The organism is Streptomyces sp. L500, assembly GCF_054551825.1.
In genome coordinates this window covers 197922-211800 of record NZ_JBTOLC010000003.1, presented here as the reverse complement: position 1 = coordinate 211800, position 13879 = coordinate 197922, and the positions used below count along the sequence as shown (strand labels likewise).

General features: G+C 70.7%; 12 protein-coding genes and 1 pseudogene. 8 read left to right on the top strand and 5 right to left on the bottom strand.

From position 1 onward, the window contains the following. Positions 1-91 precede the first annotated feature (91 nt). Positions 92-1171: a histidinol-phosphate transaminase gene (hisC, locus tag ACX9I7_RS06180; RefSeq protein WP_459386718.1), complete on the bottom strand. Its 1080-nt coding sequence runs from the start codon at positions 1169-1171 to the stop codon at positions 92-94. A 397-nt stretch (positions 1172-1568) separates the two neighbouring features. On the opposite strand from hisC, the gene ACX9I7_RS06175 reads away from it, so the two are divergent. The 3 genes from ACX9I7_RS06175 to ACX9I7_RS06165 all read left to right on the top strand — a co-directional run bounded on the left by ACX9I7_RS06175 (position 1569) and on the right by ACX9I7_RS06165 (position 5156). Continuing rightward, positions 1569-2681: a LacI family DNA-binding transcriptional regulator gene (locus ACX9I7_RS06175; RefSeq protein WP_387573080.1), complete on the top strand. Its 1113-nt coding sequence runs from the start codon at positions 1569-1571 to the stop codon at positions 2679-2681. Between the two features lie 282 nt (positions 2682-2963). Further along, positions 2964-4073, top strand: a complete 1110-nt coding sequence (locus ACX9I7_RS06170; RefSeq protein WP_126915079.1) for a metallophosphoesterase — start codon at positions 2964-2966, stop codon at positions 4071-4073. Positions 4074-4253: 180 nt separating this feature from the next. Next, a complete protein-coding gene (locus ACX9I7_RS06165) occupies positions 4254-5156 on the top strand; it encodes a hypothetical protein (protein ID WP_459386717.1) in 903 nt (300 codons plus the stop codon). 76 nt (positions 5157-5232) lie between these two features. Here ACX9I7_RS06165 and thiC read toward each other — a convergent pair whose 3' ends face one another. After that, positions 5233-7005 carry a phosphomethylpyrimidine synthase ThiC gene (gene thiC / locus ACX9I7_RS06160; protein ID WP_387577245.1) on the bottom strand — a complete coding sequence of 591 codons (1773 nt, stop codon included), beginning with the start codon at positions 7003-7005 and terminating at the stop codon, positions 5233-5235. Positions 7006-7198: 193 nt separating this feature from the next. Between thiC and ACX9I7_RS06155 the strand changes: the two genes are divergently transcribed. The 3 genes and pseudogenes from ACX9I7_RS06155 to ACX9I7_RS06145 all read left to right on the top strand — a co-directional run. Next, entirely contained in the window at positions 7199-8560 is a 1362-nt protein-coding gene (locus ACX9I7_RS06155; protein WP_387577247.1) for a YibE/F family protein, read from the top strand. Between the two features lie 22 nt (positions 8561-8582). Beyond that, entirely contained in the window at positions 8583-8783 is a 201-nt protein-coding gene (locus tag ACX9I7_RS06150) for a hypothetical protein (RefSeq protein ID WP_189455472.1), read from the top strand. A gap of 103 nt (positions 8784-8886) precedes the next feature. Next, positions 8887-10317: pseudogene (locus tag ACX9I7_RS06145) on the top strand (SPFH domain-containing protein); the annotation flags it as partial. Positions 10318-10622: 305 nt separating this feature from the next. On the opposite strand, the gene ACX9I7_RS06140 reads toward ACX9I7_RS06145, so the two are convergent. The 3 genes from ACX9I7_RS06140 to ACX9I7_RS06130 form a co-directional block, all read right to left on the bottom strand. After that, the gene (locus ACX9I7_RS06140; protein ID WP_126915073.1) at positions 10623-11069 is read right to left on the bottom strand and encodes an SsgA family sporulation/cell division regulator; all 447 of its coding nucleotides are present in this window, start codon (positions 11067-11069) and stop codon (positions 10623-10625) included. A 427-nt stretch (positions 11070-11496) separates the two neighbouring features. Next, positions 11497-11715: a DUF5326 family protein gene (locus ACX9I7_RS06135; protein WP_189455475.1), complete on the bottom strand. Its 219-nt coding sequence runs from the start codon at positions 11713-11715 to the stop codon at positions 11497-11499. A gap of 218 nt (positions 11716-11933) precedes the next feature. Further along, a complete protein-coding gene (locus tag ACX9I7_RS06130; RefSeq protein ID WP_387577250.1) occupies positions 11934-12251 on the bottom strand; it encodes a cupin domain-containing protein in 318 nt (105 codons plus the stop codon). Between the two features lie 93 nt (positions 12252-12344). Between ACX9I7_RS06130 and ACX9I7_RS06125 the strand changes: the two genes are divergently transcribed. Beyond that, positions 12345-12725, top strand: coding sequence for a phage holin family protein (locus ACX9I7_RS06125; RefSeq protein WP_459386716.1), 381 nt, complete (start codon positions 12345-12347; stop codon positions 12723-12725). Positions 12726-12967: 242 nt separating this feature from the next. Then, positions 12968-13864, top strand: a complete 897-nt coding sequence (locus tag ACX9I7_RS06120) for a LysR family transcriptional regulator (protein WP_459386715.1) — start codon at positions 12968-12970, stop codon at positions 13862-13864. The last annotated feature ends 15 nt before the right edge of the window (positions 13865-13879 follow it).

Here is a 13879-nt window from a genome sequence, read left to right as displayed (position 1 = left end):
CTTTTCGGACAAACAAGGGGGGTACCCCCTTCGGCCCTAGCGCCGAACGGAGTACCCCGGTTCCGGGTGGCGGGCGTGCGCCCGCCACCGGCTACAGCTCCTTGCGGAACTCCTCGGCCACCCGCAGGAAGATGTCGTTCGCCTCGGTCTCGCCGATCGTCACCCGCACCCCGTCCCCCTGGAACGGCCGGACGACCACACCCGCCCGGTCGCACGCGGCGGCGAAGTCCAGGGCCCGGTCCCCCAGCGGCAGCCAGACGAAGTTGGCCTGCGAGACCGGCAGCGTCCAGCCCTGCCCGGCCAGCGCCTCGACCACCCGCGCCCGTTCGGCCACCAGCGCGTCCACGCGCTCGCGCAGCGCCTCCTCGCTCCGCAGCGAGGCGACGGCCGCGTCCTGGGCCACCTGGCTCACGCCGAACGGCACCGCCGTCTTGCGGAGCGCCGCCGCCACCGGCTCGTGCGCGATCGCGAAGCCGATGCGGAGCCCGGCGAGCCCGTACGCCTTGGAGAAGGTCCGCAGCACACATACGTTCGGCCGGCCGCGGTAGAGGTCGATGCCGTTGGGGACGTTCTCGTCCCGGATGAACTCGATGTACGCCTCGTCCAGGACGATCAGCACATCACCGGGGACCCGGTCCAGGAAGGACTCCAGCTCGGCGCGGCCCACGACCGTGCCGGTGGGGTTGTTGGGGTTGCAGACGAAGATCAGCCGGGTGCGCTCGGTGATCGCGGCGAGCATCGCCTCCAGGTCGTGCGCCGCGTCCTCGGTCAGCGGCACCTCGACCGGGGTGGCCCCGGCGATCCGGGTGATGATCGGGTACGCCTCGAAGGAGCGCCAGGCGTAGATCACCTCATCACCGGGGCCCGCCGTCGACTGGACCAATTGCTGAGCAACCCCGACCGAGCCGGTGCCGGTCGCCAGGTGGGAGAGCGGCACGCCGAAGCGCTCGGCGAGCTCGGCCATCAGCCCGGCACAGGCCATGTCCGGGTAGCGGTTGAGGGTGGAGGCGGCCGCGACAGCGCTTTCCAGCACCCCCGGAAGCGGCGGATAGGGGTTCTCGTTGGAGGAGAGCTTGTAGGCGACGGGGCCGCCGGGGGCCGCCGGCTTGCCCGGCTTGTAGGTCGGCACGGCCTCGAGCGCGGCGCGCAGCTTCGGGGTCTTCTCGGTCACCGCGGGTCCTCCTCCACCTCGGACGGGACACCCCGCCGGGACACCCCCGCGGGGCACCCCTGACGGGAGTCCTGTGGGAATCCTGATCGGAATACTGCACACCTTATGAGGATTGCCCCGGGCGGCGTCCATAGTTGTCGGAGCGCTCCTCTACCTGTCACGCGCCGTGGCGGGCGCCCTGGCGCGCATCCCTCGTGAAGGTGAGTTGAGACCTCACCGAGACCTGGACCATTCATGAGGCGTGGATATGCCACAGCCCGATGGCCCACCACAAAAGCGCTCAACGGCCTCTGTTTCCATGATCATTGGAGGAAATCGCCAGAGCAGAAACGTGCCTGTCAACAGTCAAATGCGGTGCCCTGCCAAAGGACCAACCGAGCCCTACTATCGGCCTGCCATGACAGCAGCAGGGAAGCATCAGGTGAGCCGGGCCGAGACATCCCGCCGGGCCAGCCGGCAAGGACGGGCGGGCATCCGGGACGTGGCCGCCGCCGCCGGCGTCTCGATCACGACCGTCTCCGACGCGCTCAACGGCAAGGGCCGGCTCCCGGACGCGACCCGCCGCCATGTCCGCGAAGTCGCCGACCGGCTGGGCTACCGCCCGTCGGCGGCGGCCCGCACCCTCCGTACCGGCAAGTCGGGGCTGATCGGCCTGACCGTGACCACCTACGGGGATGAACCTTTCACCTTCACCGAGTTCGCCTACTTCGCCGAGATGGCCAGGGCCGCCACCTCCGCCGCCCTCGCCCGCGGCTACGCCCTGGTCATCCTCCCCGCCACCTCCCGGCACGACGTGTGGTCCAACGTCGCCCTGGACGGCACGGTCGTGGTGGACCCCTCCGACCACGACCCCGTCGTCTCCGACCTGGTCCGCCAGGGCATCCCTGTCGTCTCCGACGGCCGCCCCGCGGGCTCCCTGCCGGTGACCGCCTGGGTCGACAACGACCACGAGGCGGCCGTGCTCGGCATCCTCGACCACCTGGCCGACGCCGGGGCCCGCCGGATCGGCCTGCTCACCGGCACCACCACGGACACCTACACCCGGCTCTCCACCACCGCCTACCTGCGCTGGTGCGAGCGGGTCGGCCAGGACCCGGTCTACGAGGAGTACCCCGCCCACGACCCGTGCGCGGGCGCCGTGGCCGCCGACCGGCTGCTGGCCCGGCCCGACCGGCCGGACGCCGTCTACGGGCTGTTCGACCCCAACGGCACCGACCTCCTCGCCGCCGCCCGCCGCTACGGCCTGCGCGTCCCGGACGACCTGCTGATCGTCTGCTGCAGCGAGTCCACCGTCTACGCGACCACCGAACCGCCGATCACCACGCTCTCGCTCAAGCCCCGGCGCATCGGCACCGCCGTCGTCCAACTGCTCATCGACGCGATCGAGGGGCTCGACACGGGCCGGCCGGTGGAACAGGTGATACCCACCGAACTGATCGTCCGGACCTCCTCCGAACGGCGCCCGCCGCGCACCACCGTCAGCGCGCCCCGCGGCCCCGCCACCCCCTGACCCTCCGCACCCCGCCCGACGCGCGTCAACCGGAAGTGGACCCCGTGTCCGGCGCACGGGCAGCGGGTCATCCGCCCCGGGGAGCCGTCCGGGGGCCGCCTGACCGGCGCTTACGGCACATTTAACGGCTCATTTGGGGAGAAATGACCGGCGATCCCGGCCTCCCGCCCCGATTCACGGCCCCTGGTGCGTCACAAGGCGCGACGGTCATTCCTATGATGGGCGCACGACACCACGGACCGCCGTCGACCAGGCAAGGTCCACAAGGTGCACGGCGGCGCGATGGTGGAGGGGTCGATGACTCAGGGGGCCGGTCAGGGAGCGGCACGGACCACGGCGGCTATGCCGCCCTTCTCCGGGTACGCCACACCCGCGCCCGGCTACACCCATGCCGCGCCCCCGCCCGTACAGCCCGCCCACGAGTACCCGGAGTACCCCGAGGGCTACACCCCGACCGCCCGTGACCTACCGGTCATCGGCGGGCCCGCCGCGCCCCAGGACGTGCCCACCGTGGAGCTGACCCCGCTCTCCGCCCCGCAGCCGCAGCAGCAGCCCCTGCCCTCGGGGCCCGGCCCGCTGTACGTCGTCGGCGACGTGCACGGCTATCTCGACGAGCTCCACCACGCGCTCTTCGAGCAGGGCCTCATCGACGAGCACGGCCACTGGGCCGCGGGCAACGCCCGGCTGTGGTTCCTCGGCGACTTCACCGACCGGGGCCCGGACGGCGTCGGCGTGATCGACCTGGTCATGCGGCTGTCCGCCGAGGCGGCCGCCGCCGGCGGCTACTGCAAGGCCCTCATGGGCAACCACGAGCTGCTGCTGATCGGCGCCAAGCGGTTCGCCGACACCCCGGTGAACTCGGGCGCCGGCACCGCCTCCTTCCAGGCCGCCTGGCTGCTCAACGGCGGCCAGCGCTCCGACATGGAGCGCCTGGAGGACCACCACCTGCAGTGGATGTCGCGCCTGGACGCGATCGCCGAGGAGGACGGGCACCTGCTCGTCCACTCCGACACGACCGCCTATCTGGAGTACGGCGACTCCATCGAGGCCGTCAACGACGCGATCACCGAAGCCCTCCAGCGGAACGACCCCGACGAATGCTGGGATCTCTTCCGCAAATTCACCAAGCGCTTCGCCTTCCGCGACGAGGAAGCGGGCCCCCTGGCCGTACGCGAGCTGCTCCACACCTACGGCGGCAGCCGTATCGTGCACGGCCACAGCCCCATCCCCTACCTCCTCGGCGAAGTCGGCACCGAGGACGCGGACGGTGACGAGGGCGCGCCCCGCGTGGACGGCCCGCACCTCTACGCCGACGGGCTCGCGCTCGCCATGGACGGCGGCGTCACCATGGCCGGAAAGCTGCTGGTCGTACAACTTCCCCTGGCGGGCTGAGGGTTCAGCGGGGCGGCGCACGGGCAGGTGAGGAGTTCCACCGACGCGGGGTAATTCGGGAAACCGACTGTCACCACGCGCCGGTGCGGCTCTACCATCGGCTTATCCGTAGCAGGCTCTCCTCCGTTTCCGCCCACCGTCGGCACCGGCCGGCAAGAGGGCCCTACGGAGCATCGGGGGATGCACATGAACAGCGCTCCGCACCTGCTGACCGAGGACCGCCCGGAATTCGAGCGAGTTCTCGACCAGGCGTTGCGTACCGCGAACCATGACCCACAGATCAGCGCCCTGGCCGCCGCGATAGGACAGCGCCTCAATACCGAACAGTTGCGCAGTATGGCCCTCAGCGCCATGACGGCCATCTCCGCCTGCGCCATGACGGAATATCAGGACTTCGTCAGGGCCCGGGAGGAGCAGCGCGCCTGGTCGGCCACCGCCAGGCCACCGGCGGACGAGGACGACGACCCCACGGGCGCGCCGTCCCCCTCCCCCGCGGACGTCCCCGAGGACCCGGGAGCGGGCGCCGGCGCGGTCGTCGTCGTGCTCGCCCCCGTCCTGGCGGGGATCGCCGCCTTCCTCTTCCTGCTCATCGGCTACGTCCTGCGGACGGTCGGGTCGAACGGCGCCGTCGCCGACCCGATCATCAAGATCGGCTGGTGGTTCGGCGGTTTCACCGTCGCCGCGGTGCTCATCGCCAGCTCCGGCATGCTGGTCACGGCCGTGCGCAACGGCAGGCAGACGGAGGAGACGCCGCGGCACGACGGCCTCCCCGACGGCTATGACCAGCTCTCGCAGGAGACCGAGCGGGCCCGTGAGGCCTGGCGGCAGGCGCTGCTGGACCGGGGCATCCTGCCGTTCCTCCGGGAGTCGCTGGCCAACACCCCGGCGGCCCAACGCCGCCCGCCCTCCCCCAGAAACCGCCCCGGCCCCGGCCGAACCCCCCAGCTCGGCTACTCCCGGCCCGGCTTCTCGAGCCCCGACGACGGCCGGTCCTCCCCCACCCGGACGGGCTTCACCAGCCCGGACTACACGGGCCCCGAGTTCGGCGGCCCGGCCCCCCGCCAGGCCCCCCGGAAGGACTGACGACGGTGGTGCGCGACAGGCGTCGCGCACCACCGTGAAAGCGGCCCGGAGGGCCCTGTGCGGGCGGCTCCGCCGGCTACTCGGCGATCGGGAGATACACCCGGTTGCCGGCGGCGGCGAATTCGCGGGACTTCTGTGCCATTCCGGCCTCGGGGTCCGTGGCGGCATCCCCGCCGAGATCCCCGCCGTGCTCACGACGAATGTCTTGAGAGATCTTCATCGAACAGAACTTCGGACCGCACATCGAGCAGAAGTGCGCGGTCTTCGCCGGCTCCGCCGGAAGCGTCTCGTCGTGGAAGGCGCGGGCGGTGTCCGGGTCGAGGGCCAGATTGAACTGGTCCTCCCAGCGGAATTCGAAACGCGCGTCGGAGAGCGCGTCGTCCCACTCCTGGGCGCCCGGGTGGCCCTTGGCCAGATCCGCCGCATGCGCCGCGATCTTGTAGGTGATCACACCGGTCTTGACGTCGTCGCGGTCCGGCAGGCCCAGGTGCTCCTTGGGCGTGACGTAGCAGAGCATCGCCGTGCCCCACCAGGCGATCATCGCCGCGCCGATGCCCGAGGTGATGTGGTCGTACGCGGGCGCGACGTCCGTGGTCAGGGGGCCGAGCGTGTAGAACGGGGCCTCCTCGCAGATGTCCTGCTGGAGGTCGATGTTCTCCTTGATCTTGTGCATCGGGACATGTCCCGGGCCCTCGATCATGGTCTGGACGTTGTGCCGCTTGGCGATCCGGTTGAGCTCGCCGAGGGTCTTGAGCTCGGCGAACTGGGCCTCGTCGTTCGCGTCCGCGATCGAACCGGGGCGCAGGCCGTCACCGAGGGAATAGGTGACGTCGTACGCGGCGAGGATCTCGCAGAGCTCCTCGAAGTTCTCGTAGAGGAACGACTCCTTGTGGTGCGCCAGGCACCACGCGGCCATGATCGAGCCGCCGCGCGAGACGATGCCGGTCTTGCGGCGGGCGGTCAGCGGGACGTAGCGGAGCAGGACGCCGGCGTGGACGGTCATGTAGTCGACGCCCTGTTCGGCCTGTTCGATGACCGTGTCCTTGTAGATCTCCCAGGTCAGCTCCTCGGCCTTGCCGTCGACCTTCTCCAGGGCCTGGTAGAGCGGCACGGTGCCGATGGGCACGGGGGAGTTGCGCAGCACCCACTCACGGGTGGTGTGGATGTTGCGGCCGGTGGAGAGGTCCATGACCGTGTCGGCACCCCAGCGGGTCGCCCAGGTCATCTTCTCCACCTCCTCCTCGATGGAGGAGGTGACGGCGGAGTTGCCGATGTTGGCGTTCACCTTGACCAGGAACTTCTTGCCGATGATCATCGGCTCGATCTCCGGGTGGTTCACGTTCGCCGGGAGGACGGCCCGGCCGGCCGCGATCTCCTCGCGGACCGTCTCGGGGGAGACGTTCTCGCGGAGGGCGACGTACTCCATCTCGGAGGTGATCTCGCCCCGGCGCGCGTACGCCAGCTGGGTCACCGCCGCGCCGTCGCGGCCCCGGCGGGGCTGGCGGGGGCGGCCCGGGAAGACCGCGTCGAGGTTCTTCAGGCCCCCTCGGGGGGACGTGTGCTTGATGCCGTCGTCCTCCGGGCGCATGGGGCGCCCCGCGTACTCCTCGGTGTCGCCGCGGGCGATGATCCAGTTCTCCCGCAGCGGGAGGAGACCGCGCCGGACGTCCGTCTCGACGGCCGGGTCGGTGTACGGGCCGGAGGTGTCGTACAGCCGCACGTCCTGCCCGTTGGTGAGGTGAACCCGCCGCACCGGAACCCTGAGGTCCGGCCGCGAGCCGGTCACGTAGTCCTTGTGCCAGCCGATCTCCCGGCCGGTCGCGGACGTGCGTGCATCCTGCGTGGTCATATGACCGTAACTCCCTACGCCGGCATTACCCGGTAACAGGTTCGGCGGTCGACGCAGCGGCTTCCGTACGTGCTCCCGTACGAAGGTCAGCGCCCTCTCAGCCCGGTGCTCCGAGCTCCCGCGATTGCAAAGGTGGCACCACGCTAGCGCCTCCGTCGACCGGAGGGCCAGTGGGGCTTGCGATGATGCGACGGTGACCCCCACCGAGCCCACACCCCACGCCCCCCACGCGCACGCGCATGCCCAACCGCACGGACATTCCCACGGGCACTCCCCTGGACATTCCCACGGGCACTCCCACAGCCACGGGCCCGCGACGCCCGTTTCGGCACACCTCCGCAAGGTGATCGCGGCGGTACTCGTCCCCTTCACGGTGGCGGTGCTGGCCGGGCTGATAGTCCTCTGGCCGGGCGGCGCGCCGCCGCATCAGCACACCGGTGTCGGCCTCGACCAGCAGTTGCGGTCGGGGCAGGTGACGAAGATCGAGAAATTCGACTGCCCCAAGTCCGGCGGGCTGCCGGGCGGGCCCCAGCCGGGACCGTCGCCCGCGCCGGCCGCCCCGGCACAGGGGACCTGCGAGAAGGCCACCATCGAGGTGACCGAGGGCCCGGACAAGGGCAGGACCTTCACCGAGATCGTCCAGCCGAGCGCGTCGCGACGCTACGACGTGAGCCAGAAGGTGGTTCTCGCCTACGCGCCGAAGGCCCCGGAGAATCTGCGCTATTCGGTCACGGACGTGGACCGCGACTTCCCGATGGCCCTGCTCGCGGGGGTGTTCGCGCTCGCGGTCGTGGTCGTCGGCCGGCTGCGCGGCGTCTTCGCGCTGGTGGCCCTGGTGATCAGCTTCGGGGTCCTGACGATGTTCATCCTCCCGGCGATCCTCCAGGGCTCGAATCCCCTGCTGGTCGCCGTGATCGGCGGCAGCGCGATCATGCTGATCGCGCTCTACATGTGCCACGGGCTCAACGCCCGCACCTCCGTGGCAGTGCTGGGCACGCTGACGTCCCTGCTGGTCATCGGGCTGCTCGGGTCGGTGTTCATCGACTGGGCCCATCTGACGGGCAACACCGACGACCAGACGGGACTGGTGCACGGCCTCTACCCGCAGATCGAGATCCGGGGCCTGCTGCTCGCCGGCATCATCATCGGCTCGCTGGGTGTGCTCGACGACGTCACCGTCACCCAGACCTCGGCGGTGTGGGAGCTGAAGGAAGCCAACCCGTCGGCCAATTGGCGGAAACTCTACGGTTCCGCGATGCGCATCGGGCGGGACCACATCGCCTCCGTCGTGAACACGCTGGTCATGGCGTACGCGGGCGCGTCCCTGCCGCTGCTGCTGCTGTTCTCGATCGCGGACAGCGGCGTGGGCACGGTGGCCACCAGCGAGATCGTCGCGGAGGAGATCGTCCGGACGCTGGTGGGCAGCATCGGCCTGGTGGCCTCGGTGCCGGTGACGACCCTCCTCGCCGCGCTCGTTGTCAGTGCCGACCGGCATGATGGAGGAGGCAAGGGGCGGGCCAGGGCCCGGGGCGGCAGGCGCCGCCGCGCGAAGTAACGGGAAGGCGGGGGGGCTTCCAGTGGTCGGTGAGCTGGGCAGAGTGACGGGGACGGTCGGCCCCGGGCTGGTCGGCGAGGTGATCGTGCGGGTCCGGGGCGGCGCCGAGGCCTTCCTGGCCTACGCCGCCGAGCCGGGCGAGCGCATCGAGCGGGGGACGGTCGTGATGGTCACGGAATATCAACCGCCGCGCACCGTCTATGTGACGTCCGTCTATACCTGATTTCGGAGTCGCGGGCGGGGTATCAGCGTCTTCACCCGGCTCTGCCGGGTCGCACACTTCGTGAACGTACGGCCCGCAGTGGGCCGTAAAGGGGGAGGGACGCATGGTCGTTGGCGTCGTGGCGGGGGCTGTCCTCGTCGCGGTCATCATCCTGGTCGGGCTGTTCAAGCTCATGTGGCGGGTCGCGGAGCCCAACGAGGCCCTGATCATCTCCGGCTCCAGGCACCGCACGGAGGGCCTGGGGGACGGGCTGGGATTCCGGATAGTCACGGGGCGGGGGACGTTCGTGCTGCCGGGGGTACAGGCGGTACGCAAGTTGTCCCTCGACCTCAACGAGGCGGATCTCAACGTGGATTGCGTCACCAAACAGGGCATTCCACTGAAGGTGCACGGCGTGGTGATCTTCAAGGTGGGCGATGACTTCGTCTCGATCGCCAACGCCGCCCGCCGCTTCCTCGACCAGCAGAAACATATGCCCGAGCGGGTGCACAACGTCTTCGCCGGTCATCTGCGCTCGATCGTCGGCGGGTTGACCGTGGAGGACATGATCCGCGACCGGGAACGGCTGACGGGTGAGACCCGGGCCGCCTCGGGCACGGAGATGGAGAAGCTGGGTCTGATCATCGACTCCCTCCAGATCCATGAGATCCAGGACCCCACGGGCTACATCCAGAACCTCTCGGCGCCGCACGCCGCCGCCGTACGCCGGGACGCCCGGATCGCCCAGGCGGAGGCGGACCGGCTGGCCACCGAGGCCGAGCAGCAGGCCGCCGCACGGATGTCGGAGGCCCAGCGCGACAGCGAGATCCTCCAGGCCGGCTATCAGGCCGAGCGGGACAGCGCTGCCGCGAAGGCGCGACAGGCGGGCCCGCTGGCGGAGGCCGCCGCGCGCCAGGAGGTCGTCGTCCAGGAGACGCGGGTCGCGGAGCTGGACGCCATGCGCCGGGAGCAGCAGCTCCAGGCCGATGTGCGCAAGCCCGCGGACGCGACGGCGTACGAGAAGCGGACGCTCGCGGAGGCCGAGCGCGACGCCCGGATCTCGGCGGCCGAGGCCCAGGCCAAGGAGACGGAGCTCGCCGCGGCGGCCGAGGCGACGCGCGTGAAGGCGGCGGCGGGGGCCGAGGCGGAGGCCACCAGGACGCGCGGTGACGCCGCCGCCGCGGCGACCCGTGCCACCGGTGAGGCCGAGGCCGCCGCCGCGCAGGCCAAGGGTCTGGCGGCGGCCGAGGCGGCCAGGGCCCAGGGGCTCGCCGACGCCGAGGCGCTCAAGGCCCGGGCGGCGGCCCTCGCGGAGAACCAGGACGCGGTGGTCGCGCAGCAACTCGCCGAGAAGTGGCCCGAGATCGTCCAGGCGGGCGCTCAGGCGTTCGGAAACGTGGATCACATGGTGCTGCTGAACGGGGCGGACGGCATGTCCGACCTGTTCGCGAAGGCGCTGACGATGGGAGGTACGGGTCTGGGGCTCGCCCGGCAGCTGCTCGCGGCCATGGGCACGACCGACGGAGCCGGCTCGGGCAGGAGCGCGGGCACCGGCACGGGCATGGGCACGGTGGGGAACGGTGGCCTGGTCGGCGGCGCCGGAACATCCGGTGGTGCGGGTGGCGCCGGTGGTGCTGTCGGTGGAGCTGTCGGGGTGACGGTCGCTGGTTCGGACGCGCACGGCGGTACGGCCGGCGTGACCGCGGACGCGGCGGCGGACGGTGGCACGGGGCCGCGGGCGCGGGTCCCGGCGTTCGCCCCGCAGGGTCGGGGGGCGGCACCGCGCGCCGAGCGGGTGCCGATCGAGGAGGACGGCGGTACGCCCGGGACGGGCGGCGGCGCACCGGCTCCCGAGGCCGGCTAACCCGCGTTCTGCCCCTCGGGGTTGCCGGCGAGGATGCTGTCGAGCGCCGCGGCGAGTTCGTAGTCGAAGTCGGCGACCGTGTGCTCCTCGCCGAGCGGGGCGACGCGGTCGGTGCGGTCGAGGAAGGCCACCAGCGGCGCCGCCCCGGCCCGGAACAGGGCGCCTTCGCCGCCCACTTGCAGCCGGATGAACACGTCCGACAGATGCTGGGAGGAGGCGGGGGCGATGTGCACATCGCCCTCGCCGGAGGGCTGGCTCAGCCCGTCGAGGAGCAGCTCCCTGGCGAAGGCCCATGTCACGGGCGCGTCGCCGGGGAGGTGGAAGGTGAACTTCACCGCGTACGGGTCACTGCTGTCGTAGCCCAGCTCCACCGGGATCCGGAAGGACAGCTCCTCGGAGACGAGGAAGGTCATGACCACTTCTGCCTGAACTGTGTCGCGCATCGCCCAATGCCCCGTCTTCGTCGGTTTGGCAGGGATTGAAGCCTGATGGCCCCAATGACGCCATAGTCTGACAAGAACGCCCGGTGGATCACAAGGAGTGATTTTCCAGTTACTCATGGAGACCGAGGGTGAGCATACGAGCTCTCCGACTCTGGAGCGTAGCGACTCGACTACGGGGCGGAGTCGTAACAGGGGATTTGCCACCACGGACCGGCCGAGAACTGGCCAAAGTGGCCCGAGGGCGCACGGATTACCGTAGGGGCGGTGCCCCCGGCGTTCACGTTGACGGAGGAATGTTGACGGGAGAGATAACTCCTCGCCTTCCGCTTCGTTGAGTTGACCAGCGGGCACCGGACGGTGGCGTGGGCGACGTCGCCTGCCCGGTGGGCGCTGCCCGGGCGTCCCCCTCGCCCGGGACGGCCGACTCCTACCAGTCGCCCTTCGACGAGGAGGACGACGTGAACTTCTTGACGACGAAGATCAGGCCGGCGACCAGCGCGACCAGCAGCAGCGCCTTGAAGAGCAGGCTGATGACAAAGCCGAGCAGGCTCATGATCAGGCTGCCGAACACCACCAGCACGAGAACCGGCACCGCGACCCAGGTCACCCACCAGGGCAGTCCCGCGAATATCCCCTTCTCAGCCATCTCGACTCCTGATCTCCGCATCACGCGTGGATTCACACGCTCTTGTCACGTCATGGCCGTCGCGCGGACGGGAATGAATGCCCCGCCGTGATTCACCGGCCGTCCGGAGCGGAATACCCCGGCCTGTTCTCGATGCTAGGCCCGGGGAGCGGCCCGACGGGGGCCCGACAGCCCCCGTAGACCCCTGAACGGCCCCCTACGGGATTCCGGGGCGGGGGTCAGCTCTCCGGTGGAGAGAAGACGACGAGGACCCGGAGATCCTCGCTGATGTGGTGGAACTTGTGGGGCGTCCCGGCCGGTACGTACACCACGCTGCCGCGCCCCACGGTGGTGGTCTCCGTGCCCACCGTGACCGCCGCCCGGCCGCTCACCACCACATAGACCTCGTCCTGGGCGTGCGGCCCCTGGGGGTCGGAGGCGCCGGCGTCCAGCCCGTACAGCCCCACGGACATGTTCCGCTCCCGCAGGAACTGCAAATACGCGCCGTCGTTCGCGACGCGCTCCTGCTCCAGCTCGTCCAGCCGGAACGCTTTCATTCGCCGTCCACTCCTCGCCGCTCGGCCCGGCCGGGCCGGTCGTGGTCCTCGCGCGCATCCCCGTCGGCCGCGCCCGTCTGCAACGATCTCACCATGAAGAATTTCGTAGTCAAGACGATCGCCAACGCGGCGGCCCTGGCGGTGGCCATCTGGCTGCTCAAGGGCATCACGCTGTCCGGCGAGAACACCGCTCGCAAGGTGCTCACGCTCTTCCTCGTCGCGCTCGTCTTCGGCGCGGTCAACTTCATCGTCAAGCCGGTCGTGAAGCTGCTGTCGTTCCCGCTCTTCATCCTGACCCTCGGCCTGATCACCCTGGTGATCAACGCCCTGATGCTGCTGCTGACCTCCTGGCTGGCGGACAGACTGGATCTGGCCTTCCATGTGGCCGACTTCTGGTCCGCGCTGGTCGGCGGCGTGATCATCTCGATCGTGGCCTGGGCGATGCACGTCATCCTGCCGGACGAGAACGACTGAACCGCGGGATCCGACGGCGCCGGGCCTCGCACCGGCGCCTCGGCCGACCCGCCGGGGCCACGAAAAGGAGGACGGCTCGAGCCTCCCCCCTCTTGGCTCGAGCCGCCACGGCTCCACGCGCGAAGAACCGCGCGACCCAGGCTAGTTGACTCTGCGTCAGTGTCCAATCACCCTAGCGGCACAGCCCTATCGACTTATTTATAGTTCCTTCACGATCGGTGGCGGCATCACAGGGAGACGACATGGATCTGGCCCTTTTGCGCACATTCGTCACGGTGCACAGGGCCGGCTCCTTCACCCGGGCGGCAGCGCTCCTCGGCCTCTCCCAGCCGGCCGTCACCAGCCAGATCCGGACGCTGGAACGCCAGCTGGGCCGGCCGCTCTTCCTCCGCCAGGCACGCGGGGTCCGCCCCACCACCATCGGCGACGAGCTCGCCCACAAGATCGCCCCGCATGTCGACGCGCTGCTGGAGATCGCCGAGGCCGACCTCGACGACCAGTGGGCCAGCCGCACCCTCCACCTGGCCGGCCCTCCCGAGTTCACCGCCCTGCGCGCCCTGCCCGCGCTCGTCCCCCTGATCGCCCGGGGCCTGGCCGTACGCGCCGCCCACGGCATGGCCGAGGAGCTCTTCGAGGGCCTGTCCGACGGCCGCCACGACCTCGCCATCGCCACCTCCCGGCCGCGCGGCCGGCTGCTGGCCGCCACACCGCTCTGCGACGAGGAGCACGTGCTCGTCGCCGCCCCGCGCTGGGCGGCCCGCCTCGGCGGCCCGGCCGTCGTCCGCGACAAGGGCCTCGCGGCCCTGGAACACCTGCCCGTGGTCGAGGTCCACGAGAGCCTGCCCTTCGTCTCCCGCTACTGGTCGGCCGTCTTCGACTCCAAGCCCCTGGCCGCCGGCACCGTCATCGTCCCCGACCTGCGCGCGGTGCTCTCCTGCGTCGCCGCCGGAGCGGGCATCGGCGTGCTGCCGCGCTATCTGTGCGGCGAGGCTCTGGACACCGGCGAGATCGTGGCGCTCCTGGATCCGCCGGTGCCACCGCTGCGCACCTATTTCCTGGTCGTCAGGGCCGGCACGCTGGCGCATCCCCACCTCGCGCGGGCGCACGAGTGGCTGCTGCGCGCTGCAGTTTCCTGGTGAGGAGGGGTTTCACCC